Annotated in this window: 17 protein-coding genes; 8 read left to right on the forward strand and 9 right to left on the reverse strand. The window is 67.7% G+C overall.

Annotated elements, in window-relative coordinates; all coding sequences use genetic code 11:
* Positions 1-14 precede the first annotated feature (14 nt).
* Complete coding sequence (locus KUV85_RS12185) at positions 15-1691, reverse strand: class I adenylate-forming enzyme family protein (protein WP_219960165.1); 1677 nt, start codon at positions 1689-1691, stop codon at positions 15-17.
* A gap of 153 nt (positions 1692-1844) precedes the next feature.
* Between KUV85_RS12185 and KUV85_RS12190 the strand changes: the two genes are divergently transcribed.
* Positions 1845-2603 (forward strand): SDR family NAD(P)-dependent oxidoreductase, encoded by a 759-nt coding sequence (locus KUV85_RS12190; RefSeq protein WP_219960166.1) that lies wholly within the window; start codon positions 1845-1847, stop codon positions 2601-2603.
* A 43-nt stretch (positions 2604-2646) separates the two neighbouring features.
* On the opposite strand, the gene KUV85_RS12195 is transcribed toward KUV85_RS12190, so the two are convergent.
* Positions 2647-3405 carry an SDR family oxidoreductase gene (locus KUV85_RS12195; protein WP_219960167.1) on the reverse strand — a complete coding sequence of 253 codons (759 nt, stop codon included), beginning with the start codon at positions 3403-3405 and terminating at the stop codon, positions 2647-2649.
* Positions 3406-3425: 20 nt separating this feature from the next.
* Positions 3426-4046, reverse strand: coding sequence for a TetR family transcriptional regulator (locus tag KUV85_RS12200; protein ID WP_219960168.1), 621 nt, complete (start codon positions 4044-4046; stop codon positions 3426-3428).
* Between the two features lie 175 nt (positions 4047-4221).
* On the opposite strand from KUV85_RS12200, the gene KUV85_RS12205 reads away from it, so the two are divergent.
* Both KUV85_RS12205 and KUV85_RS12210 read left to right on the forward strand, forming a co-directional pair.
* Positions 4222-5367: a Rieske 2Fe-2S domain-containing protein gene (locus tag KUV85_RS12205; protein WP_219960169.1), complete on the forward strand. Its 1146-nt coding sequence runs from the start codon at positions 4222-4224 to the stop codon at positions 5365-5367.
* A gap of 323 nt (positions 5368-5690) precedes the next feature.
* Positions 5691-6476 (forward strand): SDR family NAD(P)-dependent oxidoreductase, encoded by a 786-nt coding sequence (locus KUV85_RS12210; RefSeq protein WP_219960170.1) that lies wholly within the window; start codon positions 5691-5693, stop codon positions 6474-6476.
* A gap of 16 nt (positions 6477-6492) precedes the next feature.
* On the opposite strand, the gene KUV85_RS12215 is transcribed toward KUV85_RS12210, so the two are convergent.
* Positions 6493-7251 (reverse strand): IclR family transcriptional regulator, encoded by a 759-nt coding sequence (locus KUV85_RS12215; protein ID WP_219960171.1) that lies wholly within the window; start codon positions 7249-7251, stop codon positions 6493-6495.
* A gap of 243 nt (positions 7252-7494) precedes the next feature.
* Between KUV85_RS12215 and KUV85_RS12220 the strand changes: the two genes are divergently transcribed.
* Positions 7495-8361 carry an LLM class F420-dependent oxidoreductase gene (locus KUV85_RS12220; protein WP_219960172.1) on the forward strand — a complete coding sequence of 289 codons (867 nt, stop codon included), beginning with the start codon at positions 7495-7497 and terminating at the stop codon, positions 8359-8361.
* Positions 8358-8843 carry a nuclear transport factor 2 family protein gene (locus KUV85_RS12225; protein ID WP_219960173.1) on the forward strand — a complete coding sequence of 162 codons (486 nt, stop codon included), beginning with the start codon at positions 8358-8360 and terminating at the stop codon, positions 8841-8843. Before KUV85_RS12220 ends, KUV85_RS12225 begins: the two co-directional genes overlap by 4 nt.
* 62 nt (positions 8844-8905) lie before the next feature.
* On the opposite strand, the gene KUV85_RS12230 is transcribed toward KUV85_RS12225, so the two are convergent.
* The gene (locus tag KUV85_RS12230; protein ID WP_219960174.1) at positions 8906-9370 is read right to left on the reverse strand and encodes a nuclear transport factor 2 family protein; all 465 of its coding nucleotides are present in this window, start codon (positions 9368-9370) and stop codon (positions 8906-8908) included.
* A gap of 527 nt (positions 9371-9897) precedes the next feature.
* Here KUV85_RS12230 and KUV85_RS12235 point away from each other — a divergent pair.
* A complete protein-coding gene (locus KUV85_RS12235; RefSeq protein WP_219960175.1) occupies positions 9898-11772 on the forward strand; it encodes a hypothetical protein in 1875 nt (624 codons plus the stop codon).
* 18 nt (positions 11773-11790) lie between these two features.
* Here the strand turns inward: KUV85_RS12235 and KUV85_RS12240 are convergent, their stop codons facing one another.
* The 4 genes from KUV85_RS12240 to KUV85_RS12255 all read right to left on the reverse strand — a co-directional run bounded on the left by KUV85_RS12240 (position 11791) and on the right by KUV85_RS12255 (position 13632).
* Positions 11791-12123, reverse strand: coding sequence for a hypothetical protein (locus KUV85_RS12240; RefSeq protein ID WP_219960176.1), 333 nt, complete (start codon positions 12121-12123; stop codon positions 11791-11793).
* Between the two features lie 2 nt (positions 12124-12125).
* On the reverse strand, positions 12126-12863 hold the full coding sequence (locus KUV85_RS12245; RefSeq protein WP_219960177.1) for a hypothetical protein: 738 nt from the start codon (positions 12861-12863) through the stop codon (positions 12126-12128).
* A gap of 95 nt (positions 12864-12958) precedes the next feature.
* Entirely contained in the window at positions 12959-13309 is a 351-nt protein-coding gene (locus tag KUV85_RS12250; protein WP_219960178.1) for a hypothetical protein, read from the reverse strand.
* Positions 13306-13632, reverse strand: a complete 327-nt coding sequence (locus tag KUV85_RS12255) for a DUF6221 family protein (RefSeq protein ID WP_219960179.1) — start codon at positions 13630-13632, stop codon at positions 13306-13308. Before KUV85_RS12255 ends, KUV85_RS12250 begins: the two co-directional genes overlap by 4 nt.
* A gap of 165 nt (positions 13633-13797) precedes the next feature.
* Here KUV85_RS12255 and KUV85_RS12260 point away from each other — a divergent pair, with 165 nt between their 5' ends.
* Both KUV85_RS12260 and KUV85_RS12265 read left to right on the forward strand, forming a co-directional pair.
* The gene (locus tag KUV85_RS12260) at positions 13798-14205 is read left to right on the forward strand and encodes a hypothetical protein (RefSeq protein ID WP_219960180.1); all 408 of its coding nucleotides are present in this window, start codon (positions 13798-13800) and stop codon (positions 14203-14205) included.
* Between the two features lie 345 nt (positions 14206-14550).
* Entirely contained in the window at positions 14551-14790 is a 240-nt protein-coding gene (locus tag KUV85_RS12265) for a hypothetical protein (protein WP_219960181.1), read from the forward strand.

Raw genomic sequence — 14790 nt, forward strand, 5'->3', positions numbered from 1 at the left:
CAGGAAGTGAGCGATCAGAGCATGATCGCTGGGCGGACGACCTTGCCGGTTGCGTTGCGCGGAAGCGGCGACGCCTCGATCCGCCACCGTGTGGGCACCTTGTAGTGGGCGAGCTCCGCTCCTGCGTGGGCCATCAGTTCCCGTTCAAGTGCGGCGGGGTCCACGTCGGCGTCGCGCGGGACCACGACAGCGGCGACCTCTTGTCCGAGGTCATGGTGATCGGTCCCCACGACTACGCACTCGGCCACCGCAGGGTGCTCGGCCAGGGTGTGCTCGACCTCGGCCGGGTAGACGTTCTCACCGCCGCGGATGATCAGGTCCGATCGACGAGCGGAGAGCCGAACGCGTCCCTGCCGGTCCATGGTTCCCAGGTCGCCGGTGTGCAGCCATCGGGCATCGTCAAAGGCCCCGCGGGTGGCATCCTCGTTGTGCCAGTAGCCCCGCATGTTGTAGGCGCTCCGGACGCACACTTCGCCCTCCTCACTGGGAGCGAGTCGTCGACCGAGCGGGTCACGCACCTCCATTTCCACACCGATGATCGGGCGTCCGAGGGTCCCGGGAGCTTCCACCATGTCCACCGGGTTGGCCACTGCCACCGCGGTGCAGGACTCGGTGAGTCCGTAGCTGTCGACCAACGCGCCGGCGAACGGCAGGTGGTCACGCAGTCGGGCGTGGAACGATGGGGACGACGGCGCGGACGCCAGCGAGAAGGCGTACAACGAGGACGTGTCGTAGTCAGCGACACCGTTGAATTCGAGCAGTCGGTTCGCCATCGTCGGCACTGCGCCCCAGTGAGTGACGCGCGCATCCTGGACGAGTTGGAGAACCCGGGCAGGATCGAAAGCCCCCAGGTGCATCGCCGCCGCACTCCCATTCGCCAGCCGCGGCACCGCAAGGTTGTGCAGGCTGCCCACGTGGAATAGCGGCATGGCGAGCAGGTACACCTTGTCCTCTGGCGCGACGGGATCACCGAAGGCGGCGGCGAGAGCGTCGTTGTGTCGGTGGAACCCGATCACCGAGCAGAGGTTGCGGTGAGTGTGGACCGCTCCCTTGGGCCGGCCCGAGGTCCCAGACGTGAAGAGGATGACGGCGGGATCGTCCTCGGCGACTTCTGCGCTAGGGAGCTGCGCGTGCGGATAGGTGGTCGCGCGTCGTTCGTGCTCATCCTCCAGGTCCGTGACCGGGGCCGGACACCCACCCAGAAGCTCTGCGACGACGGCGCGACGCTTCGCGTCGACAAGCACCAGCGCCGGCTCGGTGAGCTCCAGGGCGTGAACCAGCTCGCGCGCGGACCACCAGGCGTTGCACCCGACAGCCACCGCACCGATCGAGACGATGGCCCAGAACGACTCGATCCACGCCGGGCTGTTCGCGGCAGCAATGGCCACGCGGTCGCCCTTGCCGATGCCGTAATCGCGGCGCAACGACTCGGCCAAGGACGAGACACGTTGCGCGTGCTCCGCGAAGCTCAGCCGACCTTCGAGTGTCACCAAGTAGGGGCGGTCACCGTGTGCCACGGATGCGGCGAGCACCTCGTGGAGCGCGTGGTGACGTTGGGCGAACACCTGCACCGGCGCACCGAGGACCTCCTCGACCCGCAACTCGCTCACCCCACCCGGACCCGTGAGTTTCTCGATGATCGCGCGCGCTGCCGCGGCTGGGTCCTGTGCGTATCGGTCTTGCGTGGTCATGGTGGTCACCTCTCGACTCCGGCTGAACGCGGGCGAGTATTCGTGCTCGAAACAGAAGTGAGCGGCGTCTCTCCCGCTCACCGGGATCGCGCCCCGACAAGAGCCGACACGCGGTTGACGATGAGGCGAACGCACCGCAAGGAGGAATCACGGATGGAGCCGTTGCAGGGCAAGGTCGCGATCGTCACCGGCGCCGGGCAAGGCGTCGGCCAGGGCATCGCGCTGGCATTGGCCGATGCTGGCGCCGACATCGCGATCGTCGGTCGTACGCCGGAGAAGTTGGAGACGACCTGCGGCCTGTTGCGCGAGCGCGGCGTCCGGACGGAGGGGTACGTCGCGAACCTGCTTGACACTGATGCCATCCCCGAGCTCGTCGACCAGATTGTGACCGACTTCGGGCGGCTCGATGTGGTGGTCAACAACGCCTACGACGGCGTGATGATGCCGCTATTGGACATGAGCGTGAAGAACTTCACCAAGGGCTTCGTGGCGGGGCCCTTCGCTGCGTTCGCGCTCATGAAGTCCGCTCATCCGCACCTGGTCGCGGCCGGAGGCGGGTCCATCGTCAATCTCGTTACCTCGGCGATGGTGCGCTGGGATCCGACGAACTACGGCTCCTACGCCGCGTCCAAGTCGGCGCTGCGGTCCCTGACCCGCACCGCCGCGGTCGAATGGGCCGGCGATCGGATCCGAGTCAATGCGATCGCGCCGCATGCGATGTCACCCGGCATCCGGTGGTGGACCGAGAATCACCCCGAGGAGGCCGAGGAGTTCGTGGCGAGCATCCCGATGCGTCGCATTGGCGACCCAGAGTCCGACATCGGCCGGGCAGTGGTGTCGTTGGTGGGACCCGACTTCGGATACCTCACCGGCGCAACGATCCCCCTTGACGGGGGCCAGGCTCACTTCTGAGCCGCGTAGAGTCGCCTCGGAGGTCGACGTCGGAGGCGGCGGTTCACCGCGGTGAACTCGTGATCACCTCGGCGCCACCGTCGACGAAGACCATCTGACCGGCCATGTGGGTGTTCTCCGGAGCAATCAGCCACAGCAACGCGTGGGCGATGGCCTTCGGTGGCGAGTATCCGCCGAGTGGCATGGGGACGGCGGCGTCCATCACTGCGCGCCACTTCGGATCGGAGACCAGTTCTGCGGTCATCGGCGACAGCACCACGCCGGGAGCCACCGCGTTGAGGGCGATCCCCGCTCCGGCGTACTCCTCGGTCACGGCCGTGCGGCGCAGCCAATGCGCCAATGCCGCCTTGGTGGAAGGGTAGATGTCATGCGGCCGTCGGTCCGCCACCAGTTCCTCGGCGCGAGTGTGCGCGTGGTCCTCGTTGTCGTCGACGCACGCGGCCACCAGGTCTGCGTCGTGGGGATGTGTCGCGGCGATGGAGCCCACGAGGGCCACGCGCGGGGCGGACGAGGCCGCCAGCACCGGCCGCAGGCCGGTGACGAGATCGGTCGTGCCGAAGTAGTTGACACTGACCTGGGGGGCTCCGGCCCTGCTCAGGCCGGCGCAGGTGACGAGCCCATCCAGTGGTCCGTTCGCGAGTTCGGTGACCTGCTCGACGGCGCTGCGACGTCCTCTTGGCGTGGTCAGGTCCGCGCACACATCGGCATCGTGGAGATCCACCGCGACCACCCGGTCGCCGCGCTCACGCAGCAGCGCGGCCGTGGCGGCGCCGATCCCCGAGGCGGCGCCGGTCACGGCCACGGTGCGATTCCGCTGCCCGTTCATTCCGCGGTCCCGTCGTAGCGGGGCCCGAGCAGGAGTCGCGCGGCGAGGCGTACATCAGCCTCACTCTGCGCCTGGTCGACCAGCCCGTTGAGGACCGAGACAAGGATGCCGTACCAAGTCTGCTCCATGATGCGGACCATGCGGTAGTCCTCGCCGGTCGGATCGGGTGTCGCGCCGAGCGCGGTCAGCAGCACTTCGTGGAACGCGGCATTGGCGGCGGTGTGCTCCTGTCCGCCCTGCAACTGAGCGGTGTTGTTGGACTGCAGCATGGCCATGGCCAGTCGTGGGCGCTCCAACATGCGCCGCCCGGCGGCGACCAGCACGTCGGCCACCGTGGCGGCACGATCGCCGCGGCCCGGGTCCGCGACCTTGCCCGCGTGGAGGTGATCGATCTGCGCGTGCAACACGGCCACGAAGAGGTCTGTCTTGGACGGGAAGTAGCGATACAAGGTGGCGATGGCGACGCCGGCCTCGCGGGCCACGTCGTTCATCTGCATCCGGTCCAAGCCGTGTTCGGCACCTAGCCGTCCAGCTGCCCGGAGGATTCGTCGGTGCCGTTCCTTCTGCTCGGCCGACTGGGGCTCTGCCGGTGGCCGTGGCTGGGCGATACGCGGCACGCGCGCCTCCTATGGGTCGGATGGGTGGGATCCTCGCTCAGACTGCCCATCCTGTGTGGCATCGGGATTTGATGCCTCGCCACGTTACCGCTGAGTGGGATGACAGCAGCCCGCGTCCGGCGCACGGGCCCAGAATCGCGAGAGCATCGACGAGCACCGCAAACGGGAGGGCGAGATGAGCGGAACCGCGCACGCCATACGACACATCGAGGTGGACACGAGACCGCGTCGATTCGCCCGCGGATGGCACTGCCTGGGCCTCGAACGCGACTTCGCCGATGGGACTCCCCACCAGGTCAATGCCTTCGGGCAGAAGTTGGTGGTCTTCGCGGGAGGCGACGGTGTGGTGCACGTGCTCGACGCCTATTGCCGGCACATGGGCGGTGACCTCTCGCAGGGGCAGGTGAAGGGGGACGAGATCGCGTGCCCCTTCCACGACTGGCGGTGGGGCGGCGACGGGCGGTGCAAGCAGATTCCCTACGCCCGTCGCGTTCCGTTGCGTGCCCGCACGGCAGCGTGGCCCACACTCTTGCAGGACGGCATGCTCTTCGTGTGGAACGACCCGGAGGGCAAGCCGCCGCCAGACGACGTCACCATCCCCCCGATCCCGCAGGCCACGGACGATCGTTGGACCGACTGGCTCTGGTACGAGACCGTGATCGAAGGTGCGAACTGCCGCGAGATCGTGGACAACGTGGTGGACATGGCGCATTTCTTCTACGTCCACTACTCCTTCCCCACCTACTTCAAGAACGTCTTCGAGGGAACGACCGCGCACCAGTACATGAACGGATCAGGTCGGGAAGACGTGCGCCCGACAACGTCGAGCAAGAACAACCCGGCGGTGCTCGGGACGACGTCCGTGGCCGCCTATCACGGTCCTTCGTTCATGATCGACGAGGTCACGTACCACTACGAAGACCTCGATGTCGACACCATCCTCATCAACTGCCACTACCCAATCGACGAGAACTCCTTCGTCCTCCAGTACGGAATCATCGTGGAGAAGAAGGAGGGCATCAGCGACGAAGACGCCGAAGCGATGGCGGCCAAGACCGGCAAGTTCATCAAGTACGGCTTCGAGCAGGACGTGGCGATCTGGCGCTCCAAGGCCCGCGTCGACAACCCGCTGCTGTGCGAAGAGGACGGCCCGGTCTACCAGTTGCGACGGTGGTACCAGCAGTTCTACGTCGATGCCGCCGATGTGTCTGAGGAAATGACGGACCGGTTCGAGTTCGAGATCGACACCAGTCGCCCCAATGAAGCTTGGCGCGCCGAGGTCGCACAGAACCTCGCTGCGCGACAGACGCTACAGGGTTGAGCCGTGTTGGGACCGCCTGCGCGCGCCGACGTGCGACTCGAGGATGCGGCGATGCAGCCCGTCGCGTGTGGCATGTGTGGTGCATTCGTAACCGCACGCAAGAGCAGTTGGGACCAGACCTCGATCCAGTGGAGTGCCGCGGCTCTCGGTCGGTGCCAGGAACGCCGCGCCACAGCGTACGACACCGACCGCCCGAATCGACATTCCTTCCCGGGGTGCGCCGCACTGGCCGCATCGCTGCGGGAGGCGGCCGTCGACGGACGGCTTGAGGTGCAGTCCGGCGATCCGCTCAAGTCCAACACTGACTCCCCCGAGGAACACTCGTGACCGACGTGAAGCAGTACGGCCCGTGGGCGCTCATCGCGGGAGGCTCCGAGGGCGTCGGCGCCGCCCTGGCAGATCAACTCGCCGCTGATGGCTTCCATCTGGTCCTGGTGGCGCGCCGCCCCGGGCCCCTCGAGGAGACAGCCGCCGCAGTACGGCGACACGGCGGACAGGTCCGCACGATCGCAGTCGATCTCACCGCCCCTGCGGCCGTGGCAGAGATCGCTGCCGCCACCGCCGACGTGGAGGTGGGGCTGCTGATCCACAACGCCGGAGCGAACAGCCACGGCGGCCGATTCCTCGATCGCGATCTGGTCGGCTTCCGTCGGGTCGTGGATCTCGGCATCAGCGCCATGCTTGCCCTGGTGCACCGCTACGGGCAGCCCATGCGGGAGCGTGGTCGCGGCGGCATCTTGGTGGTTGGATCACTCGCGGGCTACGTCGGCACCTCCACCGAGAGCGTGTACGGCGGAACGAAAGCCTTCGGGCGGATCTTCGTCGAGGGGCTGTGGGCGGAGCTCGCCGACCAAGGCGTCGACGTTCTCCAACTGGTACTGGGTGTGACACGAACGCCCGCAATGGAGCGTGCTGGCCTTGACTTCGACCTCCCCGGCCTGCAGATCAGCGAACCGGCCGATGTCGCACGAGAGGGGTTGGCGGCGCTCGGGAAGGGACCCGTGCACGTCGTGAGCGGAAACGAGGAACTGGTGGCCCGACGGATGGATCAGGATCGATCAGCCTTGGTCCGAGCGACGGAGAAGGTGATGAGACGCCTCGTGCCGTAGGAGGCCCGCGGATCCTTCAGCCAGTGACGGCGATCCCGCGCGCCCGGCACTGATCGCGACGGATACCAGGGATTTCGCCGAACAGGTCGACCCCGATCCGGCGGGCGGTGTCCAGTACGACCGGTCCCACCCGCTCCAGCGTGGATCCGGCACGCGCCACGACCGAGACCGCAGCCACCGGCCCCCGAGGCCCACGGATCGCGGCGGCGAGGCAGGCGATGTCCGGGACACACTCGCCCCGCTCGAGCGCAAGACCGCCGCGACTGCGGACGCGAGCCAGGTCGCGGTGCAGTGCTGCCGGACCGTTGATGGTGGCCTCGGTGCGGACCAACGGCTGGCCACCGAGCAATTCCTCGACCTCCTCGGGTTCCAGCCACGCCAGCATCGCCTTGCCGAGTCCAGTGCAATGGGCAGGTGCGGTCGATCCCACTCGGGATGGCACGTTCGCAGCGAACCGGCCGCCAAGCTTGTCCAAGTAACGCACGCGGCCTTCGTCGAGGACTCCCAGGTGCACCACTGCTCCCGTGCGCAGCAGCAGGTCGTGGAGATGGGGTGACGCTGCGGCGCGTAGGTCATCGGTGCCACCGCGACCACCCAAGACCAAGGAACGGCGTCCAAGACCATAGCCGTGGGCCGAGTGGTCGAGCCACTCCAGCCGCACGAGCTGGTCGAGGATCCGGTGCGCAGTGGAGCGTGGCAACCCTGTGGACCGCGCGACCTCCTCCAAGGTCAGCCGGGTCTCGCGATCGCGGAAGCGGTCGATGATGAGCGTCATGCGCTCGACCATCGAAGGCGGGAGCGTTCGCGTCTGTGGCGCTGCTGGCATCGTCAGGATCGACATTGGGCCTCCCGGAAACTCCGGTCACTGAAATGAATTCTAGTGACGACGGTAACACCGCGACCGACCGGCCACCATACGATTCTGAAATTCGTTTCAGTTCCGGTCAGTGGGACCAAGGCCGACTGCGACCGCAACTGATCGATGGGATGGTGACCATCAGCGAAGGGAGGACGCGCCGTGCGTCTGGGCATCACCAGTCCGATCGTGACCGCTCTACCGGGATTCTGCTCGTCGTGGGAAAGCGACGCCGGCATCGCCGAGTTGGCCGAAATTGCAAACGCCGCGGACCGACTGGGGTTCGACCATCTCACCTGCTCCGAGCACGTGGCTGTGCCCGTCGAGCTCGCCGAGGAACGAGGGGGTACCTACTGGGACCCACTCGCGACGCTGAGCTTCCTCGCCGCCCGCACCCAACAGATCCGACTCGCGACGCAGGTTCTCGTGCTCGGCTACCACCACCCGTTGGCCGTCGCCAAGCGGTACGGCACGCTCGACGCCCTCAGCGGTGGACGCCTCGTCCTGGGACTCGGTGTCGGATCGATCGAGGAGGAGTTCGACTTGCTCGGCGCGAGATGGCGCCGCCGTGGCGACGTCGCCGACGACGCCCTCGCCGCGCTGCGGAACTCGATGGGCCGCCGACTACCGAAACATCGCGGCCCACACTTCAGCTTCGAGGGGCTGGTCGTCGAGCCCCATGCGGTGCAGCCGCGTGTACCGTTTTGGATCGGTGGCCATTCGGCCCGCAGCCTGCGCAGGGCACGCGAACACGGCGATGGCTGGGTCCCCTTCGGGCTCCCCCACGACACCTTGCGGAAGATGCTCGATGACGTCGACCTGCCAGAAGGATTCGATGTCGTTCTCGGCGCCGGTCGACCCATGGACCCGACCGACGATCCCGACACCGTGCACCGTCGGCTCGGTCGCACGCGCGCAGCTGGCGCCACCATTGCCACCGTCCACATCGCGGCTGAGTCCGCGACGCACTACGTCGAACAGCTGGAGGCTCTGGCCGGTATCGCCGAAGAGTTCAAGGAGGATTCGTGAGCGGGAACGAGGCCAGAATTGAAGCCTTGGAAGAGAGGCTCAAACGTCTGGAGGACCAGCAGGAGATCTCGCGTCTCGTTGCGTCGTACGGCCCCTTGGTCGACGCGGGCGAGGCCTCCCGCGTCGGGGCGCTGTGGACCGACGACGGAATCTATGACGTGGACGACTACTACATGGCCAGCCGGGCCGACATCGAGGCAATGGTGCGCTCCGATGCGCACCAAGGGCTCATCGGCAAAGGGTGCTGCCACTTCCTCGGCCCTGCCCACGTCACAGTAGACGGTGATCGGGCCGTCGCCGTGTGCGAATCGGTCCTACTGGTGCAGCACCAGGGTCGTCCAGTCGTGGCACGCATCGGCGCAAACCGCTTCGAGTTCGTCCGGACCACCCATGGTTGGCGCACGGTCCATCGCACAACGCGCGGTCTTGATGGTGATGCAGCAGCGCGGTCCCTCCTCGCAGAGACCACGGTGTCGATCTGACCCCTCGAAGCTCACCTCGCGGATCGTGTCCACACCCCCGAAGACCGATCCGGCGGTCTGACTCAGAAGCGTGAGCGCACCTCGGGACCGTGCACCGTGGCACCGCCAGGGTCGTCGAGGTTCCAGGTCAGCTCGAAGGTCCGTCGGTAGCCGGTGTGCTGGATCCGCCAGCCCTCGGCGGTGCGGACGTAGCGGTCGGTGTAGATCGCCCCGCCCTCGAGCGCAAAACGAAACGCATTGACGATCACCTTGTCGTGGAGGTACCAGGTCGCGCGCGCGCGGTCCGGGTCGCTCGCGTCGAGGTCGATCTCGGGGTGGTGGGCGTGGTGCATGGTCAGCACGCCCTCGCTCATGTTCTTCCGCATGTAGGCGACCAGCGCGTCGCGGTCGTCAAAGGCCAGGCCGTTGTAGTCGGCGGTCGCGTCCGGGACGAAGCACGCGGCGAACTCGTCCCACGCCTTGGTGTCCAGCGTGCGCAGGTAGCGGTACTTGAGTCGCTGCAGTGCTGCGATGTCCTCTGTCGCCATGCTCCGGGACGCTACGCCGCGTCAACCGGCGCCGACGGCGCACTACCGGTCAGCGGGACTACCGCACACCCCCGACGAGGACATCTCTGGATTGCGACGACCACCCCTCCGCTCGCCGCCAGGCGCAACTGGGAGGTGTCCGGAGCCGAGATGCCCATACTGATGAGGCTCGCTGCGCTCGCCGTGTTGCGTGGTGTGGTCGGGTCGCTGGCGCTGTGTTGTCGTGGTGCTTCTCTGGGTGTGTCGTGGTGTTCTCGTGGTGGTGCGGCTTTGTGGTCGTGGTGGTTGGCGTTGTGTGTTTCGTGGCGTGCGTGAGGGGCTGGTTGCTGGTCGTGGTCTCGTTGCTCTCGTGGTGGCTTCTCTTCGGCGAAGCCGAAGGGGGCGGCGACCAACGGGCGGGCTGACTGGGGATTCTGGGCCGGATTCTGTGCGGCCGATCGCGTATACGGGTCCAGAATCAACGGTCGTTTCGTCGTCTCGGGGTGCTTGGTCGCCGGTAGTCCCGGTATCTGCGCATGTGAACTGGCATGACCCTCTCTCCTTTCGCCGACGAACCGAAGACGCCTGCCGCGGAGTCCCGACTCGTGTCGGTGGGGCTGCATCCGCCGACCCGGTTGGACCGGAGGCTGGTGACCGAGGTGGCGTTGGATCCCTACTACGAGATCTTCCGCAGCAGCGGCCGGATCCCCTCCGGCGTGGACTACCCCACGGCCCGTGCGACAGCGGCCAGGATCGGGGCCCGGCTGCCACGCGCCTATGCGCCGGAACGGGCCCGGGACATGCCGAGCCTGCTGGATTCCAATGACCGGGCGGCGGCGTTGAACCTGCTGGGCGCGTTGGTGTGTTGGGGTGCGTTGACGTCGAATCAGGCAGCCGCGCTGGTGGGTGATGTCCGGTTGGCCGATCCGCGCAGTCGACTGGTCGCGACGCTGTTCGTCAACGAGTTGGTCCGGATCAACTCACCCCTCCCCGGGCAGGGTTTGGCCGATGCCGGACGGGCGGCCGCGATGTACCAGCTCGGGTATCTGGATGCGGTCCATGCGCAGCGGCACCTGCTCACCGGTGCGGAGTGGTTGGCGGTCTCGGGGGGCCACGATCTTCCGTCGGGCGACGGGAACCCGCGCCACGACGTACTGGCCGCAGAACTGGGGTTGCGGGCAGCCGCGCTGCCTTCGATCGCGACCGTGGTCGGGCCCCGGTTGTCGGGGTTCTCCTCGTTGGTGCCGCCCCTGCACGGATGCACCCCACCCAAGGGCGGACCGGACCTGGTGCTGGTCCGCAACGACGGGATGCGGATCTGCATCGAGCTGACCGCCACCACCGGTAGGGCGTTCGACAAGAAGGTCGAACGGTGGGCACGACTGCTGGCCGAGGCGCCGATGAAACGGACCGGGATCGTGGTCATCTTCCTCGCCGCTGGCCGCCTGGTCGGGATGCGGAAGAAGGCCGCTCGCTGGCCCGAGCACGAGATCTACAAGAACCTCGCCGCCGCGGTCGCGAAGTCCGGTTCCCGCGATGTTGCAGAGCGCATGTTCGCCGCCCACTGGCACGACTGGTTCCCCGCACCACTCACCGCCACCTCCGACTTCACGACCCTCACCGCCGCCGCCCCCGTCGGCCACCGCCGAGCGTGGGCACCGGCCTCGGTGGGCGATGTCGACCTGTACCCGTTCACCCCAGAAGAGGACGTCGAGGTGTGCAGCATCGTCCCCGCCTCGGCGATGCTGGGCCAGACCCCGCACCACATCCGCAGCCGGGTGAGCATCGACCCGAACCGGGTCGCGGCCCGGACACTCCACAAGGAGGCGGGCCGGCCGGTGGTGCTGTCCACCCGACGCTCCGACGCCGCCGGAGGCCGTCCGGTCGCGACCACACAAGGCGTCGCCGGCCACCCACATTTCCCCGCCCGCCTGCTGGGCACCTGCCACGACCGTCGACCCGTCGCGATCCCGTCCGGGCCCGGCAGCCAACGCCGTCCCGAGACGACCGTCAACAACGCCCCGCTCCCGCACCCCGGTTCCGGCAACCTTGCCCGGGCACGTGCCGCAGCAGTCGCCGCCCGGCGACTCCGGGCCGAGCACCTGATCGCCGTCGCCGAGGGCGTCCTGTCGCCTCAAGACGTCATCGAGGCCGCCGCACAGCCCGCGAACATCGCACTGCGTGCGATCGCACTTAAGGAGCTCTACATCGCCAGGGCCATGTCGCCCCGACGGTGGCGTCGGGTCCGCAACCTCACCCTCGCCGTCCTCGGCACGACCGTGGCAGAGAACAAGATGACCATCGGCTGGCTGCACGACCCACGCGCCGGCGGCCGCCGCCACTACGCCTTCACCGACGCACTGCGCGAACGCAAGCCGCCATGGCCCGGGTTCCCGTGGCACGCCACCGACAAGTCGCGGTGAGCACGACCCTCCTGGAGGTCAGCGGCTGATGTGGCACCGCAGCACCTCGACCCGGTCCGGCTGGTCGCCCGACTCCACCGCGTGGCCGTAGTCACCCAGGGCCCGTGCCTGTTGCGCGGCCTCCTCGGGAGTGTCGGCGGCAACCTGACGCACCAGGGCGAACCTCACCTCGACCTCGACGTTCCACAGGCCCTTCGAGACCACCGGCACCTCGGTGCTCCAGCCGGCCGCGTGGACCTCGTGCCCGGGGTAGGCCTCCTGGTACTGCTCGATCGCCTCCGCGACCGTCGTCGCTGTCCAGGTGGTCCACCCCAACGGGCCACACACCATGCACGAACGCGGATACCGCATCCTCACCACAGGTCCTTCAGCCACGCCGGGCCGGGCCGGCAACACCCATCGCAGGCGTGCACGGTCACGTCCCGCCCATGGACGAACCATGCGTACGCACTGTCTTGTGGGTCGGGGTGGCCGATGCCGTGAGAACAGTGGCGTTCGGCGGTGCTCTTGTCCTCGCGCCAGTAGACCGGCGCGTGGTCCAACGGATGCGGGAGCGGTCGATGGATCCAGCAGCCCCAGGCGTTCTCAGCGCACACGCCGGACGGATGCACCCCACCCAGGGCGCCGTTGGCGACCACCACCCGGCCCTGCTCGTCGATCTCGGGTGCCCGCGGCGGCGGGCGGTCGGGGAGCCGTTCGATGCTGACGATGGTCGAGGACTGGCGCCACTGCTCGACGTAGTGCGGATGCGTCGCATCGTTGAACCACACCAGCGAGGCCTTATTCACCCGCGGCCACCGCTCCACCCGGGTGATGGGGTTCGCGACCTGGTCCTGCACGAACGCTCCGCTGCGACTGTGTGCACCCGGCATGCGTGTGTAGGTCCACGCGTCCAGGTCCCAGATGTGGGTCGACCCCTGGGTGGTGACCAGCCACCGGCCGCCATCGCCCGGCTGCAACAACTGGCACCGCTCCCCCACCGGCACCCCGGGGTCATCGACCGACGCAGAAGTCCCGGACTTGGAGTCATGGTCGAGTCCGTGCTCGTGCTCGTGCTCGGCGGGCCCGTCGCCGCCGTGGTTCTCACTCATTGCGATACCTCTCCTCGGCCCGGGCACCCGTGGGGTGTCCTAGCTGGTGGTGCTGGTCGATGAGTCCTATGCCGCCTGGACGCCCACGAGCGGCATCAGCGCGTGTCGTCCAGGCCGAGTGCTCGCCGCGACATCCCCATCGCCAGCAGCTCCTCACCCAGCCGCTCCTGCGCAGCATCGGCCTCGGCCAAGGTGCCGGCCGACACCTGCGGGCCCAGCACGAACCGCAGCCGGTGGATCAGCTCGGCGTGGGCCTCCGGGCTACTCAGCCACACCGGAACCGGATTCCCCCGACACGCATCGATCGCGTCATCGACCAGCGCCCAGCGGGCCCGCTCGTCGACATCGGTGATCGGCAGCTGTGCCAACCGTCGCTCCACCCGGGCGAAGAACCAGTCCTCCCCACCCAGGCCCTCCCCAGACACTTCACTCGTCGTCCTGCTCACGGCGTCCCCCAGTCCATGTCGAAATCCTTGTCATCCATGTAGGCCCTCACCATCGACAGCAGCAACGGGCACTCCTCCACATCGACATCGGCCGGACAGCACCACAGACGCTCACGCTGCTGGGGCGAGGCATGCATCTCGACCACCGCAAGCCGCTCCTCACGATCGACCCGCATCCGCGCCGGCGAGAACACCGCGAAGTAGCTCCCCGCGATGTCCGGCGTCACCCCATCCCCCGCATCCGCCAGCTCATCAACGGTCCACCCCACCACCCGCAGATCCCGAGCCAACCGAGAACTGAGGAACTCAACCAAGCCCGTCACGGGTCACCTCCTCTGGCGCGCGCTTGCTGGCAGTCGTCTGCATGCACCGCCTGACGCACACCATAGATCACCTATACATGATGTGCAATCATGTTTACGTGAGGTTGCTTCAGCACGCCGCGATGATGGCCGGTCAGACCCGGCCGCACACCTACCGTGACGCCCATGCGGAGGCCGGACGTGCCGAAGGACTGGCTTGTCAGCGGCCTACGATGGGGCATCTGGCAACCCGACACAGGTTCGGAACAGCGATGGATCGACCTGGCCGAGATGACCGGCTACTCCAGCGCCGATCCCGCCGAGCGACAGATGTGGGCCGCGTTCCTACGAGCCAGCCAGATCCAGGACGCCATCTGGCATCGGATCAACGTCAAGCTCCCCGCGCTCGGCTATTCCCACCGCGCCGAGTTGGCCTGGGACCCCGAGGACCCCGCCTCATCGCGGCGTACCCAGATGAGCACCTCCACTCTGGCCAACATCGGCAGCGGCCAGCGGTTCATGACGCTCAAGGAAATCGCCCAACTCGAGATCGCGCTCGGCACGCTCCTGCCCCTGGGTACGACTACAGACTGAGCCGTCGCGCCCGCGCCTGAGTGGGGGCTCCACGGTGATGGGCGAGGACAACGCACCCGACACACTGACGATCCGCGGCACGCTCGATCTGTGGTCAGAGACCGGCACCGAGGCGGTCGCTGGTCGGTGTTCGACGACCGCGCCCTTCACGCGAGGTCGAACGCTACCCGTGGAGCGCAGAGGGTCCGCGGTGTCCGGGAACGGCCGCGTACTGGGACCGCGCTCCCCATCGGCCTGCCCCGTTGGTGCACGGCTCCCACTACGGGATCTGGACCTTGCGCGACGGTCAGCATCTGCGGGGTATACGACAAGCAGCACCCCGACCGGCTACTGCTCGACTGGACGGTGGCACTGGTCAGGCAACCCGATCAGTACGCCGACGACGCGAAGGTCGCGCACGGCTGGGCCATCCACACCTACCCCGCCGACCTCGACCTGGACACCTTCTCCTACTGGACCCAGGCCATGTACCCCGCGACACTCACCCTCCCCGCCACCGGCGACGCTCGACGCCAAGACGGCACTTGCGCCGAACTCGCCCGCCTCACCAGGGCTCAGGCTGGCGGACCCGGCCCCGGGGCGTAG

The organism is Nocardioides panacisoli (assembly GCF_019448235.1).
Lineage (GTDB): Bacteria > Actinomycetota > Actinomycetes > Propionibacteriales > Nocardioidaceae > Nocardioides > Nocardioides panacisoli_A.